A 16492-nucleotide genomic window follows, 5' to 3' on the forward strand; every position below is an offset into this window, starting at 1 on the left:
CAGTAAACTTAAAGACAGCAGTTTAGTCACTGTGGAACTAGGACAGAAAAACCCCCGAAGCCGCTGCAGGCTTCGGGGGTTTTTCGTTATCCCCAAGGTTTTAAGACTTTCTTGTACCACGGGGCCTTTTTATGTTCTTCTTCTTTTGGGGCATGTTTCGGATTCTCACCCTTAAAGTGCTCGGCACAGTATTCGACAGGCTCGGTTCCTTTAACATAATAAGTCATTCTTGAGACGGGACAATCCTTTGTGGCCAATTTTCCGCTTACGGGATTCACATTTACCCCGATTACGTTTTCGGTTTCCTTAAATGATTTTGCTGGTTTACCTTTTAGCCCCTTTTCCATATAGGAAGCCCAGATTTTCTTTGCATAGCCTTTTTCAGCAGGGATCTCGATCTTTTTGCCTTGGTCATATCCAGTCCATACTCCTGCTACAAGCTCCGGTGTGTAACCGATCATCCAGCTATCCGTCGGGGTGGAGCCTGATTTGCCGGCATATGGGCGGGTCAGCCGGGAACTGATGGTGCTGCCGGTCACTTTCGTATAGCCATTTAACGTTTCATCGAAAACACCTGTAAGCATCTGGGTCATGACAAATGCCTTGTCCTTATCAAGAATCTGTTCCGGTTTCTCCTTTTCATCAAAAATCACTTCACCTTTTTGATTTTCCACCTTTTTGATAAACACGGGTTCAACCTTCTTGCCGCCGTTAGCCAGAATGCTGTATGCGTTCACCATTTCAATCGCCCTAACACCTGACGTACCGAGTGCCAGGGAAGGGACCGCATCCATCTTCGCCGTGATTCCGAATCGACGCGCCGTATCGACCAATGACTGTTCCCCAAGGAACAAATGTGTTTTTACGGCGAAGATATTATCGGAAAGAGCAATGGCCTGAGCCATCGTGATTTCGCCTTCCGCATATTGATGGTTGTAATTATGCGGTGTGTAAGATGAGTGACCATCATCGAAAGAAAATGTAGTTGTCTCGCTTTTCAAGGTGGTGGACGGTGTGAAACCATTCTCCAGCGCTGAATAGTATAGCAATGGCTTCATGGTTGAACCAGGCTGGCGAACGGCCTGTGTGGCCCGATTGAATGGAGACTCGGAATAATCTTTACCGCCGACCAGCGCACGGACCTCCCCGGTATCCGGATCCATTGCCACTATCGAGGCTTGAATGCCAGAAGACTTGGGTATGGTATTGGAAAGGACCTCTTCAGCAGCATCCTGCTGGGTTTCGTCCAGTGTCGTATACACCTTAAGGCCGCCGAGCTCGATCGTCCGGTCATCTAAATGAAGCTGAGATTTTAAAGCCTGCTTGACGGCATCCTGGAAATAAGGAGCGGTCTTCTTGGTGACCGTTCCGTGTTCCCCTTTTAATGTAAGGGATGTTCGCAGCGCTTCCGCGATATCCTTTTCTGAAACGTAGTTTTTGCTTTTCATGGATTGCAGGACAACTTTCTGCCTTGATTTCGCTTTTTCAAAGTTATCCAATGGAGAATAGTTTGACGGCCCTTTTGGTATTCCGGCCAGCATGCTCGCTTCAGGAAGAGTCAAATCCTTGGCATCCTTGCCAAAGTAATATTGACTTGCAGCTTGGGCTCCATATGCACCATGGCCATAGTAAATCGTATTTAAATAGCCTTCTAGAATTTCCTTTTTGGAGTAGTTCATTTCTAAACGTATCGTATAAAAGGCCTCATTAAGTTTGCGCGACCACGTTTTGTCATGCCCAAGAAACAGGTTCCGGGCATACTGCTGGGTAATGGTGCTTGCACCCTGGACCTTGGACATTGCCTTAATATCGGCAAGGATGGCACCGCCGATCCGCTTTATATCAAATCCATAATGAGTGTAAAATTGGCGGTCCTCAACGGCGACAGTCGCTTTGATGAGCTGTGGTGAAATCGACTCCATTCCGGCCCAATAACGCTTCTGGCCATTATCTGTTTCACCGATCACATTTCCATCATCACTGTAATAGAGAGTGGACTGCGGCACGACCAAAGGAGGCGGACCTAATATTTTTGCATAAATCAGTAAAGAGAGAAGCAATACAAAGAGTATTGTCAGCCCGATTGTGGCAAGGATAATGAAGGCCCGTACATATTTAGTTGTCCTTTTAAATCGTTCGCTTGGAATCAATTCCATTGCTTTCACCTCTCTTATCAGGTAAGAATCTAGTATCTATTACTATTATGGAAAAAAAAGAAAATTTTAAACATAAGAACTGCATTTAAGAAATTTATCTTGCAATTCTGCTAGATTCGTCTATAATTTTTCTAGCTAATGACTATACCGATTTTGGGGAACCTATAAGGTGACTGACAATATGAAATGGAAAAGGAGCGTTAATAAATGAGCATTTGGTTTACTGAAAAACAAACAGAGAACTTTGGTATTACGATGAAAGTGAATCGTACTTTACATACGGAGCAAACTGAGTTTCAAAAGCTTGATATGATTGAAACGGAAGAGTGGGGCAATATGCTATTGCTGGATGACATGGTAATGACTTCACAGCGCGATGAATTCGTTTACCATGAAATGGTAGCCCATGTTCCTTTATTTACCCATCCTAATCCAGAAAACGTTTTGGTTGTAGGTGGAGGGGACGGAGGAGTTATCCGTGAAATCCTTAAACACCCAAGCGTAAAAAAAGCTACATTGGTGGATATCGATGGGAAAGTCATCGAATACTCAAAGAAATACCTGCCGGAAATTGCAGGCATGCTTGAAGATCCGCGTGTAGACGTACAAGTTGGGGATGGCTTCATGCACATCGCCAAAAGTGAAAATGAATATGACGTGATCATGGTTGACTCAACTGAACCTGTCGGACCTGCTGTCAATTTATTCACAAAAGGTTTTTATGCCGGGATTTCCAAAGCTTTGAAAGAAGATGGGATTTTTGTGGCACAATCCGACAACCCTTGGTTTAAAGCGGACTTAATTCGCGATGTTCAACGTGATGTGAAAGAGATATTCCCAATCACGAGCCTGTATTTAGCGAATATCCCGACGTATCCAAGCGGCCTTTGGGCGTTCACGATCGGATCGAAAAAATATAATCCATTAGAAGTGACTGAAGATCGTTTCCATGAAATGGAAACTAAATATTATACAAAAGAACTTCATAAAGCAGCATTCGTTCTGCCTAAATTCGTTCAAGATTTAGTGAAATAAGGGAGGCATGGACCATGAAATTCGATGAAGCCTATTCAGGCAATGTATTCATTAAAAGCCACCCTGTTTTTGAGGAATCTGAAGCTGTGCTATACGGCATGCCGATGGACTGGACGGTAAGTTTCCGTCCGGGTTCCCGCTTCGGCCCTACCCGGATTCGTGAAGTTTCGATTGGTTTGGAAGAGTACAGCCCGTATTTAGATCGTGAATTAGAGGAAGTTAAATTCTTTGATGCCGGGGATATTCCATTACCATTCGGCAATCCGCAGCGCAGTATCGATATGATTGAAAACTTTGTCGACAGCTTGTTGGATGCAGGTAAGTTCCCAATGGGGATGGGAGGGGAACATCTTGTCACATGGCCTGTCATCAAAGCCATGTTCAAAAAGTATCCCGATATGGCCATCATCCATATGGATGCCCATACAGATTTACGTGAGGATTATGAGGGAGAGCCGCTTTCCCATGCGTCCATCATCCGTAAATCCGCAGAACTTATCGGCCCGAAAAATGTATACTCTTTCGGCATTCGTTCAGGTTTGAAGGAAGAGTTCCAATGGGCAAAAGAAAATGGCATGCACATCTCTAAATTTGAAGTTCTTGAACCTTTGAAAGAAGTATTGCCGCAGTTAGCTGGCCGTCCTGTATATGTGACGATCGACATCGATGTTCTTGACCCTGCGCACGCGCCGGGTACAGGCACCGTAGATTGTGGAGGCATCACTTCCAAAGAGCTTTTAGCTTCGATTCATGAGATAGCACGGTCTGAAATTAATGTGGTCGGCTGCGATTTAGTAGAAGTGGCACCGATCTATGATCCATCCGAGCAAACTGCGAATACGGCGAGCAAGCTGATTCGCGAAATGATTCTAGGATGGGTTCAAAAAGGTTAATGATGGAAGACTTGACTGTTCCTGTTTTATAGCGGGAATGGTCTTTTTTTATCCATGGATAAGAATTAATGGCTCTTTTTGAATTATTCCGCCCAATGAGTCATTATTGCGTTAAAATCAAATGGATTGCAACAACATGATTTCGACAGTTTATCCTCACACTTTTGGATTAACACTTTATTTTCCGCTCCAAGTTGAAACTTCCTTGAAGAATATTTATACTTATAAAGTTAAGAACGACATGATGAAGGAAGTGTAGCTTTGACTCTTCATGATATAGATAAGCATGCTATTAAAGTGACTTTACAGACAAAAATCAAGCACGGTTCAGAAACGGAAACGTATGAGCTGGTCACATTTGGTACAAAAATGTATAAAGGTGCAGATTTATATTTGCAATATAAAGAGGAAAATGAAACCGGTCAAACACAAACGACCATCAAACACAAACCGGATGAAACGATCCTGCTTAGAAATGGTGCCATTAAAATGAGGCAGCTTTTCCGCCTGCAGGAAGCGACAAATGGGCATTACGAAAGTATATATGGCAGGTTAGGATTACGGACGACCGCGAAGAAGATCCATCATCAATGGGATGAGCAGGCCAAGCAAGGGAAACTTGTCCTTAAATATACGTTACATATGCAGGGAAGCGAACCTGGTCAATATGAGATGACGATTTCCTACAAGGAGGAAGCATAACGCATGAATATAGTAAAAGAGGTACAGGAAAAACTGAAAGAAGAGATTAAAGCGGCAGTCATTAAAGCTGGTTTAGCAACGGAAGAGCAAATTCCAAATGTTGTATTGGAACTGCCAAGAGATAAGACACACGGAGATTATTCCACGAATATGGCCATGCAATTAACGAAGATTGCAAAGAAAGCGCCAAAGATGATAGCAGAGGCAATCATCGAAAACTTTGACAACTCAAAAGCATCCATCGAAAAAATTGAAATAGCAGGACCGGGTTTCATCAACTTCTACATGAATAATGCTTATTTGACGGAATTGGTTCCTGTCATTTTGAAAGTGGATGAAGCATATGGGGAAAGTGACTTTGGTAAAGGCGAAAAAATCCAAGTGGAGTTCGTTTCCGCAAACCCGACCGGTGATCTCCATCTTGGTCATGCCCGTGGTGCAGCAGTAGGTGATACGTTATGTAATATCCTCTCTAAAGCCGGTTACGATGTTTCACGTGAATACTATATCAATGATGCCGGAAATCAAATCAATAATTTGGCCATTTCCATAGAAGCCCGTTATTTCCAGGCGATTGGCCTCGAAAAGGATATGCCTGAGGGCGGTTATCATGGCGAAGATATCATTGGCATCGGTAAGACACTTGCAAGTGAGTATGGGGATAAATATGTAAATGTCGATGAGAAGGAACGTTTTGAATTTTTCCGTGAGTACGGCTTGAAATATGAAATGGAAAAACTGAAAACGGACTTGGGTAATTTCCGTGTCGGATTTGATGTATGGTACTCCGAAACATCCCTTTATCAAGACGGTAAAATTGATGAAGCACTTAAGGTGTTGAGGGAAAGGGGCCATGTTTACGAGGAAGATGGGGCTACATGGTTCCGCTCTACGGAATTAGGCGATGATAAAGACCGGGTGCTTATTAAGCAGGATGGTTCTTACACATATTTGACACCGGATATTGCCTATCACCGTAATAAATTGGAGCGCGGCTTTGAAACGCTGATCAATATCTGGGGTGCAGACCACCACGGGTATATACCGCGCATGAAAGCAGCGATCGAAGCATTAGGGTACAACCGCGAGCAGCTTGAAGTGGAAATCATCCAGCTTGTCCACCTGTACAAGGATGGCGAGAAAATGAAGATGAGTAAACGTACCGGTAAAGCAGTTACGATGCGTGACCTGATTGATGAAGTGGGTCTGGATGCAACACGTTATTTCTTTGCAATGAGAAGTGCGGATACCCATATGGACTTTGATTTGGATCTTGCGGTCTCACAATCCAATGAAAACCCGGTTTATTATGCACAGTATGCCCACGCCCGTATTTCCAGCATTTTGCGCCAAGGTGTGGAACAAGGGATCAGCTATGAAGGAGTCACTGATTTCTCTTCCCTATCTACTGAAAAAGAAGTGGAGCTTTTGAAGAAATTAGGAGAATTCCCGCAGGCAATAGCGGAAGCAGCCGAAAAACGGATGCCTCACCGTATGACGAATTATATATACGACCTGGCTTCTACATTCCACAGTTTCTACAATGCAGATAAGGTTCTGGATGTTGAAGAAATGGAAAGAAGTAAGGCTCGCCTTGGACTGGTCAAATCCGTCCAAATTACGTTAAAGAATGCATTGGCCATCATCGGGGTTTCGGCACCGGAAAAAATGTAATGGAAAAAAGCGGCTGTTTCGAGCGAAACAGCCGCTTTTTTTAGGTTATTTAGCACTCAATGGCTCCTCCGCTCACCCTTTTTACACCTCGAATCTTAGCCATATCTTCAATCAGCTGCAACATTGCCCGATCCTTCATCTTGGCCTCGATCATGAAATCCACGTCCTGTCCAAGATCCTTAAGCACTTTAAAAAGGGGCATGATGAAGTCCAAATCGATATAATCTGCATGCGAGCGAAATTCACCTGCCGATTTTGGGGATGAAATATGGATCTTTGGTACCGCTCCTGCTTGTTTCCAAGTGGTGAACACCTCGGTGAGCAGCTCGTTAAGCGGCTCATCCGAAAGGTTTGCGAGATGATGGTGATAATCGAATACAAGCGGGATGCCCTCCCTTTTACATACGCCGAGGGTTTCAGATGCTGTATAGGTTTTATCATCATTCTCCAAAGTCATTCTTTCCTTGATGTGCATAGGCAGCGATTTAAGGTTGTCATGAACCCTTACAAGGGCGGACTCTTTATCACCATAGGCCCCACCGACATGGATATTGATGAAAGAGGTGTCCGCAATGCCCATTGCATCAAGCATTTTATAATGGAACTCCATATCTTTCACGGCATTTTGTGTGATCTCGGGCTTAGGGCTGGTGAACAGCGTAAACTGATTGGGATGAAAGCTGAGCCGCATCTTGTGTGCAGTGGCCCAATCGCCAAGCTGTTTCCACTCTTTCTTAAAAGGAGTAACGAAATCCCATTCGATTTCGGGATGTGTGGCTAAAGGAACAATGGAACTGGACATCCGGTATACTTCTATTTGGTGTGCCGTGTTATATTGAAGGACCCTTAAGGTATTTTCAATGTTCTGCCTTGTCACATCCAGGAGCTTTTCCATTCCTTTTTCTGCGCTAAGTGTGCTATATCGCTTGAAAGTAAGTGTCTTAGCCGGAGAAGCCTCCCATAAACAGGTGGCATTGGATACGAACCCAAATCTTATTATCATTATATTTTTCTCCTTGAGCAAAGGGTTGTCAAAGAAAAGGAGAAAGGATGGAAGCCAGCGATTCTTTTGCTGAACGGACTACATTCATACTGGAAAGAGCATCCCCGTTTAGCGGCTTGGATTCGGCCAGGTCCACTGCCAATTCCTTTTCTACATCTTTTATAAATGTCCGGTCAAATACGATGCAGTTCATTTCACTATTTAAAAAACAACTGCGTTTATCAAAATTAGCCGTACCGATATCACACATTATATCATCGATCAATATCACTTTAGAATGGTAGAACCCTCTTTGAAATTGCATGATTTCCGCCCCGTCTTTTATTAGTACCCGAAAATAGGGAAAAGAAGCTTCCTTTACAAGGGCGTGGTCTGAAATTTCAGGTACGATGACCGTAACGGAAACATTGCGTGCAAGGGCATCCCTTAATTCCTGAAATAAAGTTTCACTGGGAATGAAGTATGGAGTCCCGATAATGATTTTTTTAGTCGCTTGACGAATCATGTTTGTCAGTGACTGTTCAAGATCACTGCCATTCGTGACGACAAACTGATGGGCCTGCGTCCCGGGAGTCAATGTCGGAAAATAGGCAGGCGTTCCTCTGTAATCCTCGTTTGTATCATAGAACCAATCCGAAAGGAAGACTTCCTGAAGGTCTTTTACACCTTCCCCGGTCATTTTTAAATGGTAATCCCTCCATGGGTTCAGCTTCTCCCCTTGGTTTATATACTCCTTACCGATATTAAAGCCGCCAAGATAGCCGATTTTTCCATCTATCACCGAGATCTTACGGTGATTTCTTTTTTGTATGGTATAGAAAAGGAAGGGGAGTTTCGGTTTAAAGCTGAAAGAAAAATGAACGCCGCTTTCAGTCAGCTCCTGAATGGTTTGGCGGGACATCTTTTTACTCCCTATCCAATCGACTAAAAGCCGCACTTCCACGCCCTCTTCCGCTTTTGACTGCAGTAACTTCAAAAAGTCCTTGCTGAATTTATCATTTTTTACTATATAAAAAAGGATATGGATGGAATCCTGAGCTTGCCTGACTTCCTTGATATAATCTTCAAACAGGATTTTCCCTGATGTGAATACAGTCATTTCGCTATTCCGAGGCGGATATTTAATGTTGGTTGCGTGCTTCAAATAACGCTTATGCCCTACCTTAAGATCAACCCAGCACCAAGAGAAGATCAATAAAAATATAGAGGCAATCGTAGTGATTATCTTCAAAAAAAATCCCCCCTAAATGATTATATTTAGTTTGGCTCTAATTCCCTGTCAGTAACCATTAAAAAGGGGGAAAGGGTCTTCATTTTTTTTGAATGCAGAAGGGTAATGCATGGATTTGTCGAATTATATAATTAAGGGGCAGAAAAATTAAATGGTTTTTAAAAGAAAAAAGTTGACTGAATGCTCATTCATTATATAATGGAATTAATCAAATTTCAGAAAAATGCCAAATTTCCCATAATGGTACCTGGCATTTTGCAATTTACTAAAGAGGGGGAAAGACTGCATGGAAATGAATGGTTTACTGTGGATCAACTTAGTTGCATTCCTGCTTGTAACCGCTTACGCCGCCGGTTTGTTTGTCTATTTGATAAAGACTCGTATTGCTTATATAAAACTTGGCAAAAAAGTGGAATTCGATAACCGTGTGAAAGATCGTCTTGTCAAAATAGGGATTTATGTATTTGGACAGAAGAAACTCTTTAAAGATAAAAAGAGCGGGATCATTCATGCCTTGTTATTTTATGGTTTCATATTAGTGCAATTTGGCGCACTTGATTTTTTCGTTAAAGGCTTAAGGCCGGGGTGGCATTTACCGTTCGGCCCTGTTTATCCGGCCTTTACTTTCTTCCAGGAAATTGTGACGCTTACCGTTCTTGTTGCAATCCTATGGGCGGCATACCGCCGTTATGTCGAAAAGCTCGTTCGCTTGAAAAGGGATTTCAAAGCAGGTTTGGTTGTCATCTTCATTACCGGTATCATGATCACCGTATTACTGGGGAATGGAATGGGGATGATCTGGCATGGACACGATGCAACCTGGTCAGAGCCAGTCGCATCGAGCATCGCATTTCTATTCGGCTGGATGGGGACAACAGCGGCAACCGTCGTTTTTTATGTAGCTTGGTGGCTGCATTTACTGATCATATTATCTTTCCTTGTTTATATCCCGCAATCTAAGCACGCTCATTTGATTGCCGGTCCGATAAATGTATTCCTTAATCGCCTGGACAATCCGGGGAAATTGAAACCGGTTGATTTGGAAGAAGAGATTCTCGACAAAGAAGGCAATCAATATTACGGTGCCAAATATATCGAGGACTTGACGCAATATCAAATGGTGGACCTCTATGCCTGTGTGGAGTGCGGTCGCTGTACGAATATGTGCCCGGCTACAGGTACCGGGAAAATGCTGTCCCCGATGGATATCATAATCAAGATGCGTGACCATTTAACAAATACAGGCGCTGCCGTTACAACGAAGCAGCCATGGGTTCCATCTTTTGTTTTTGGAAATACGAAGGGAAATAAGATCGCTTTGGCTGGTGCCGCGCAGGGGGCGCAGGAATCAGCTGCAGCAACAGAAGCATACAGTCCGAGCCTGATTGGCGAAGTCATTACGGAAGAAGAACTTTGGGCTTGCACCACATGCCGGAACTGTGAAGATCAATGCCCGGTAATGAATGAACATGTCGACAAAATCATTGATATGCGCCGTTATCTAGTTCTTACTGAGGGCAGACTTGATCCCGATGCACAGCGTGCCATGACCAATATCGAGCGTCAAGGGAACCCGTGGGGATTAAATCGTAAAGAGAGAGAAGATTGGAGAAGCCTTCGGGAAGATGTCAGCGTCCCAACCGTGAAGGAATTAAAAAAGGCAGACGAAGAATTCGAGTATTTATTTTGGGTGGGTTCAATGGGGTCGTACGATAACCGAAGCCAGAAGATTGCCCTTTCCTTTGCTAAATTATTGAATGAAGCGGGCGTCACATTTGCAATTCTCGGAAATAAGGAGAAAAACTCAGGGGATACTCCACGTCGATTGGGTAATGAGTTTGTTTTTCAGGAACTTGCCGTGAAAAATATAGAAGAATTCCAGAAGAATGAAATAACGAAAATCGTGACGATCGATCCGCATGCATACAATATCTTTAAGAATGAGTATCCGGATTTTGGCTTGGAAGCGGAAGTGTATCACCATACTGAGCTGTTGGCCAAACTTGTCAGTGAAGGCAGGCTGGTGCCGCAGTATCCGGTGAATGAGACGATTACATTCCACGATTCCTGTTACTTGGGAAGGTACAATGAAGTTTACAGCCCGCCGCGTGAAATCTTACAATCCATTGATGGAGTGAAACTTATTGAGATGGAGCGTAACCGTGAGAAGGGTATGTGCTGCGGAGCTGGAGGCGGTTTGATGTGGATGGAAGAAGAAACTGGAAACCGCATTAATGTGGCCCGTACCGAACAAGCGCTGGCCGTCAGTCCAACAGTGATCAGCTCAGGATGTCCTTATTGCCTGACCATGCTATCTGATGGGACGAAAGCAAAAGAAGTTGAGGAAAATGTTAAAACGTATGATGTAGCTGAACTACTCGAAAAAGCGGTCATTGGTGAAAATAAATCGATTGCCTCTTAATTTTAAATGGAATAGCCTGCTTCCTCTAAATGAGATTCAAATGGGAGTAGGCAATATTTTCAATATTTATAAACTAAATATTTTCATTTTTGAGAAAAATGTGTAATATAATATAATATTAAGCGCTTACAACACTATTTTTTTAACTCCAAATTGAGCGAGCGTTCAATCAATGTTACTTATAGGGGGAAATAATGATGGCGAAAACAGTGATTATTAGCGGTGTGAGAACACCTTTTGGTAAATTCGGCGGTGGCCTTAGCAGTTTGACGGCATCACAACTTGGTGGAATAGCAATCAAAGAGGCACTTGTTCGGGCAGGGATTGAAGGCAGCCAAGTGGACGAGGTCATCATGGGGAATGTGCTTCAAGCAGGCCAAGGCCAAATACCGTCCCGCCAGGCAGCCCGTCATGCTGGATTGCCTTGGGAAGTGAAAACGGAAACCATTAATAAAGTATGCGCATCAGGACTTCGCAGTGTCACATTGGCTGATCAGATCATTCGCTTAGGTGAAGAAGAAATCATTGTTGCCGGGGGAATGGAATCGATGAGCAATGCACCTTATATCCTTCCGAAAGCAAGGTGGGGCCTAAGGATGGGTGATGGGGAACTGAAGGATACGATGATATCGGATGGACTTAGCTGCAGTTTTACGGGCGTCCATATGGGGACTTACGGTAACAGTACAGCCGAGGATCTTGAAATCACCCGTGAGGAACAAGATAACTGGGCTTATGAGAGTCACCAAAAAGCGATAAAAGCAATCGATGGCGGAATTCTTGCAGAAGAAATCATTTCCGTACAGGTGCCGGTCCGAAAAGGCGAACCAATTACCATCGAACATGATGAAGCCCCAAGAAAAGATACATCTGCCGGAAAGTTGGCTAAACTAGGTCCAGCTTTCAATAATGAGGGGACCATTACGGCTGGTAATGCACCAGGTGTCAATGACGGGGCAGGTGCACTCGTATTGATGAGTGAGGAACGTGCTGAAAAAGAAGGGAAAACGCCTTTTGCCTATATTTTAGCTCATGCAGAAGTGGCAGTGGAAGCAAAGGACTTCCCTAAAACGCCAGGTCTGGTAATAAATGAACTTCTGAAGAAGACAGGTAAATCGATAGAGGAGATTGATTTATTTGAAGTGAATGAAGCATTTGCTGCGGTTGCATTGGCCAGCGGGAAAATTGCCAACATCGAGCCGGGAAAAGTGAATGTAAACGGAGGGGCTGTAGCATTAGGTCACCCGATCGGGGCAAGTGGTGCCCGCATCATCATTACGCTGATGCATGAACTGAAACGCCGCGGAGGGGGATTGGGCATCGCAGCGATCTGCAGTGGCGGCGGTCAGGGAGATGCCATTTTAATAGAAGTGCCTAAGCAAGGATAATAGTTTCATAGATAAATGAGGAGGGATATTCCCATGGGCATTCAAAAAGTGATGGTCATTGGTGCGGGACAGATGGGATCTGGCATTGCCCAGGTCTGTGCAATGAGCGGTTATGAAGTTCTTTTACACGATTTAAAAGATGAGTATGTAGAAAAGGGTTTAGGGACTATTGCCAAAAACCTATCGCGGCAGGTTGAAAAAGGGAAAATGGAATCCGAGGAGAAGGATGCAATCCTTTCCCGGCTTACTTCCTCAACGAATTTGAAAAATGCAGCTGCAGTAGATTTGGTGATTGAAGCGGCAGTGGAAAACATGGAAATAAAAACAAGAATATTCGCCGAGTTGGATGAAATCACGCCCCGGCACGTCATTCTTGCATCCAATACTTCTTCGCTACCGATTACCGAGATAGCCGCTGCCACGAAAAGGCCGGAAAAGGTAATTGGCATGCACTTTATGAACCCGGTTCCAGTCATGAAGCTGGTTGAGGTCATCCGCGGCCTTGCTACAGCGGATGAAGTTTATCAAGAGGTTGAAAAGATGGCTGAATCCTTGAATAAGGTACCGGTGGAAGTCAATGATTTTCCAGGTTTTGTAGCGAATCGGATTTTGATGCCGATGATCAATGAGGCCATCTTTACACTTTATGAGGGCGTCGCTACTAAAGAAGCGATCGATGACGTAATGAAACTGGGCATGAACCATCCGATGGGCCCGCTTACGCTAGCTGACTTCATCGGCCTGGATACATGCTTGTATATAATGGAAACCCTTCACCAAGGACTGGGAGACGATAAATACCGACCGTGTCCGCTGTTAAGGAAATATGTAAAGGCTGGGTGGTTAGGCAAGAAATCAGGACGGGGCTTTTATGAATATAACTAATCATGGAAAGATGTGCAGCCAGGGAGGGATGAAGGATGGATTTCAAGTTTACCGAAGAACATGAAATGATGCGGAAAATGGTAAGCTCTTTTGCGGAGAATGAGATCACTCCTCATATCGAGGCAATGGAAACAGGCGTGTTTCCAAAAACGATTCTGCAAAAAATGGGTGAGCTTGGTTTGATGGGAATTCCGATTTCAGAAGAATACGGTGGCGCGGGTATGGACTTCATGTCTTATATCATTGCCATCAATGAGATTTCCAAAGTAAGTCCCACTCTCGGTGTCATACTGTCCGTTCATACATCTGTTGGCACAAATCCAATCGTTTATTTTGGAACGGAAGAGCAGAAGCGAAAGTATGTGCCTAAGTTAGCCGCTGGTAAAAATTTAGGGGCCTTTTGTTTGACTGAGCAAAGCTCAGGTTCCGATGCTGCGAGTTTGAAATCGAAGGCAGTGGCAGTAAGGGAAGGCGGACAATATCGAATAAATGGGTCCAAGGTTTTTATCACCAATGGCGGGGAAGCGGATGTGTTCATTGTTTTTGCTTCAACCGACCCTCAAAAGGGAAGCAAGGGAATCTCTGCTTTTGTCGTAGAAAAAGGGACGCCAGGTTTAATCATCGGAAAAGACGAACGTAAAATGGGCCTTCATGGCTCGAGCACCGTGCAGGTAACATTCGAGGATATGAAAGTCCCTGCAGCCAATCTCCTTGGCAAAGAAGGTGAAGGCTTTAAGATCGCCATGGCCAACTTGGATGCTGGAAGGATCGGGATTGCCGCTCAAGCGCTGGGAATTGCTGAGGGTGCCATGGAACATGCTGTCCGATATGCAAAAAGCAGGGAGCAATTCGGAAAACCCATTGCAGAACAGCAAGGGATTGGTTTCAAACTGGCCGAAATGGCAACGGGCATAGAAGCTTCAAGGCTACTCGTCTATCGGGCGGCATATTTACGCTCGCAGGGGTTGAATTGCGGTAAAGAGGCTGCAATGGCTAAGCTATTCGCTTCGAGGACGGCCGTTGAGGTGGCGATAGAAGCAGTCCAGGTGTTCGGAGGCTATGGATATACAACGGATTATCCGGTCGAACGATATTTCAGGGATGCGAAGGTAACTGAAATTTATGAGGGTACAAGCGAAATACAGAGAATGGTCATCAGTAAAAATCTATAATTACGAGAAATTTGAGAAATTTAGGAGGCATTGTCATGCAATTTAAACTAACGGAAGAACATGAAATGATCAGGAAAATGGTGCGCGACTTTGCCCAGAATGAAGTGGCTCCGACTGCTGCCGAGAGGGATGAAGAAGAACGATTCGACCGTGAAATCTTCGATAAAATGGCTGAACTTGGATTGACTGGGATTCCGTGGCCTGAGGAATACGGCGGAATTGGAAGTGATTACTTAGCGTATTGCATAGCGATTGAGGAACTTTCCCGGGTTTGCGCTTCTACTGGGGTGACTTTATCAGCCCATACTTCGCTCGCAGGATGGCCAATATATAAGTTTGGCACTGAAGAACAAAAACAAAAATACCTTCGCCCGATGGCACAGGGGGAAAAAATCGGTGCATATGGCCTGACTGAGCCTAGCTCAGGCTCAGACGCCGGCGGGATGAGAACGACTGCAAAGCTTGTGGGTGATGAATATGTTATCAGCGGTTCCAAAATCTTCATTACGAACGGCGGGATTGCGGATACATATGTCGTCTTTGCCTTGACAGATCCTGAATCGAAGCAAAAAGGAACGAGTGCTTTTATCATTGAAAAGGACTTCCCGGGCTTCAGTGTTGGTAAAAAAGAGAAGAAACTTGGAATCCGTTCATCACCGACTACGGAAATCATCTTTGATGAGTGCCGTGTTCCTAAAGAAAATCTCCTTGGAAAAGAAGGAGAAGGCTTTAAAATCGCGATGATGACGCTTGATGGCGGCCGTAATGGAATTGCAGCCCAGGCTGTAGGGATAGCCCAAGGTGCATTGGATGCCGCGGTTGATTATGCAAAAGAGCGCGTCCAATTCGGCAAGCCAATTTCTGCACAGCAAGGAATCGGTTTTAAATTGGCGGATATGGCAACGGGTGTTGAGGCTTCAAGGCTATTAACCTATCAGGCTGCCTGGTTGGAATCAGTGGGCCTTCCTTATGGGAAAGAGTCGGCCATGTCCAAACTCTTTGCTGGAGATACAGCAATGAAAGTGACGACGGAGGCCGTACAGGTTTTCGGGGGCTATGGATATACAAAAGATTATCCAGTGGAGCGGTATATGCGCGATGCGAAAATAACCCAGATTTATGAAGGGACACAGGAAATTCAAAAGCTGGTCATCTCACGGATGGTTACTAAATAGGGTTGAAACTGCGGTTTTCCGATAAGGCTCTGCCTTTACCGGAATTCCCTTTTCAATTTCGTCAGAATGTCTTTGATTAATGAATAAAGGGCTTTCAAAAGGAGTTTGGAAATGGAAAAAAGAGAGGTTCTTGCATCTGTAAAGGATGAGCGGCTGGTTGAAAAAAGGCGTACACAAATGATTAAAGGAGCGGTAACCCTTTTTAAAGAAAAGGGATTTCATCGTACGACTACCAGGGAAATTGCCAAAGCGGCAGGCTTTAGCATTGGCACATTATACGAGTATATCCGGACCAAGGAAGATATTTTATATCTCGTTTGTGACTTTATTTATGATGAAGTCCAGGAAAAGCTTCAGAAGGAAATAGAACAGAGTGATGGGACACTTGAAAGCTTGAAGCTGACGATCGCCTATTTTTATAAAGTGATGGATGATATGCAGGACGAAGTGCTTGTCATGTATCAGGAAGTGAAAGCCCTGACGAAAGATGCTTTACCATATGTTCTGAACAAAGAACTTCGGATGGTGGGCATGTTCGAAAAAGTGATAACGAAATGTGTCGAGAATGGGGAGCTATCATTAACGGAAAAACAAATAAGCCTTGTTTCACATAATATTTTCGTACAGGGACAGATGTGGAGTTTTAGAAGATGGGCATTGCATAAACAGTACACGCTTCAAGAGTATGTTGAACTGCAGACGCAATTATTGATTCAAAATGTATCGGGTTCCAAAGTGCACTGATATAAATAAGTT

13 protein-coding genes are annotated in these 16492 nt (G+C 44.1%); 10 read left to right on the forward strand and 3 right to left on the reverse strand.

The features are described 5' to 3' along the window. Positions 1–86: 86 nt before the first annotated feature. Positions 87–2156: a transglycosylase domain-containing protein gene (locus AC1DIV_RS02505; protein ID WP_072272219.1), complete on the reverse strand. Its 2070-nt coding sequence runs from the start codon at positions 2154–2156 to the stop codon at positions 87–89. Between the two features lie 207 nt (positions 2157–2363). On the opposite strand from AC1DIV_RS02505, the gene speE reads away from it, so the two are divergent. The 4 genes from speE (at position 2364) to argS (ending at position 6460) form a co-directional block, all read left to right on the forward strand. After that, entirely contained in the window at positions 2364–3191 is an 828-nt protein-coding gene (speE, locus tag AC1DIV_RS02510; RefSeq protein ID WP_034315891.1) for a spermidine synthase, read from the forward strand. A 14-nt stretch (positions 3192–3205) separates the two neighbouring features. Next, complete coding sequence (gene speB, locus AC1DIV_RS02515) at positions 3206–4084, forward strand: agmatinase (RefSeq protein ID WP_053536907.1); 879 nt, start codon at positions 3206–3208, stop codon at positions 4082–4084. Positions 4085–4345: 261 nt separating this feature from the next. Then, on the forward strand, positions 4346–4786 hold the full coding sequence (locus AC1DIV_RS02520; RefSeq protein ID WP_048683553.1) for a YwiB family protein: 441 nt from the start codon (positions 4346–4348) through the stop codon (positions 4784–4786). A 3-nt stretch (positions 4787–4789) separates the two neighbouring features. Next, positions 4790–6460, forward strand: a complete 1671-nt coding sequence (argS, locus tag AC1DIV_RS02525; RefSeq protein WP_340878161.1) for an arginine--tRNA ligase — start codon at positions 4790–4792, stop codon at positions 6458–6460. A gap of 49 nt (positions 6461–6509) precedes the next feature. On the opposite strand, the gene uvsE is transcribed toward argS, so the two are convergent. Further along, the gene (gene uvsE, locus AC1DIV_RS02530; RefSeq protein WP_340878160.1) at positions 6510–7463 is read right to left on the reverse strand and encodes a UV DNA damage repair endonuclease UvsE; all 954 of its coding nucleotides are present in this window, start codon (positions 7461–7463) and stop codon (positions 6510–6512) included. 28 nt (positions 7464–7491) lie between these two features. Further along, positions 7492–8694, reverse strand: coding sequence for a cardiolipin synthase (gene cls / locus AC1DIV_RS02535; protein ID WP_340878159.1), 1203 nt, complete (start codon positions 8692–8694; stop codon positions 7492–7494). A 292-nt stretch (positions 8695–8986) separates the two neighbouring features. On the opposite strand from cls, the gene AC1DIV_RS02540 reads away from it, so the two are divergent. From AC1DIV_RS02540 to AC1DIV_RS02565, 6 genes are all read left to right on the forward strand, one after another. After that, positions 8987–11116 (forward strand): (Fe-S)-binding protein, encoded by a 2130-nt coding sequence (locus tag AC1DIV_RS02540; RefSeq protein WP_340878615.1) that lies wholly within the window; start codon positions 8987–8989, stop codon positions 11114–11116. Between the two features lie 197 nt (positions 11117–11313). Further along, a complete protein-coding gene (locus AC1DIV_RS02545) occupies positions 11314–12504 on the forward strand; it encodes an acetyl-CoA C-acetyltransferase (protein ID WP_063574642.1) in 1191 nt (396 codons plus the stop codon). Positions 12505–12537: 33 nt separating this feature from the next. Further along, entirely contained in the window at positions 12538–13389 is an 852-nt protein-coding gene (locus AC1DIV_RS02550; protein ID WP_283866836.1) for a 3-hydroxybutyryl-CoA dehydrogenase, read from the forward strand. A 35-nt stretch (positions 13390–13424) separates the two neighbouring features. Then, positions 13425–14561, forward strand: coding sequence for an acyl-CoA dehydrogenase (locus AC1DIV_RS02555; RefSeq protein ID WP_340878157.1), 1137 nt, complete (start codon positions 13425–13427; stop codon positions 14559–14561). Positions 14562–14596: 35 nt separating this feature from the next. Next, positions 14597–15736: an acyl-CoA dehydrogenase gene (locus AC1DIV_RS02560; protein ID WP_048683536.1), complete on the forward strand. Its 1140-nt coding sequence runs from the start codon at positions 14597–14599 to the stop codon at positions 15734–15736. Positions 15737–15847: 111 nt separating this feature from the next. Further along, positions 15848–16480, forward strand: coding sequence for a TetR/AcrR family transcriptional regulator (locus tag AC1DIV_RS02565; protein ID WP_034315867.1), 633 nt, complete (start codon positions 15848–15850; stop codon positions 16478–16480). The last annotated feature ends 12 nt before the right edge of the window (positions 16481–16492 follow it).

The organism is Peribacillus sp. 05N428 (genome assembly GCF_056397085.1).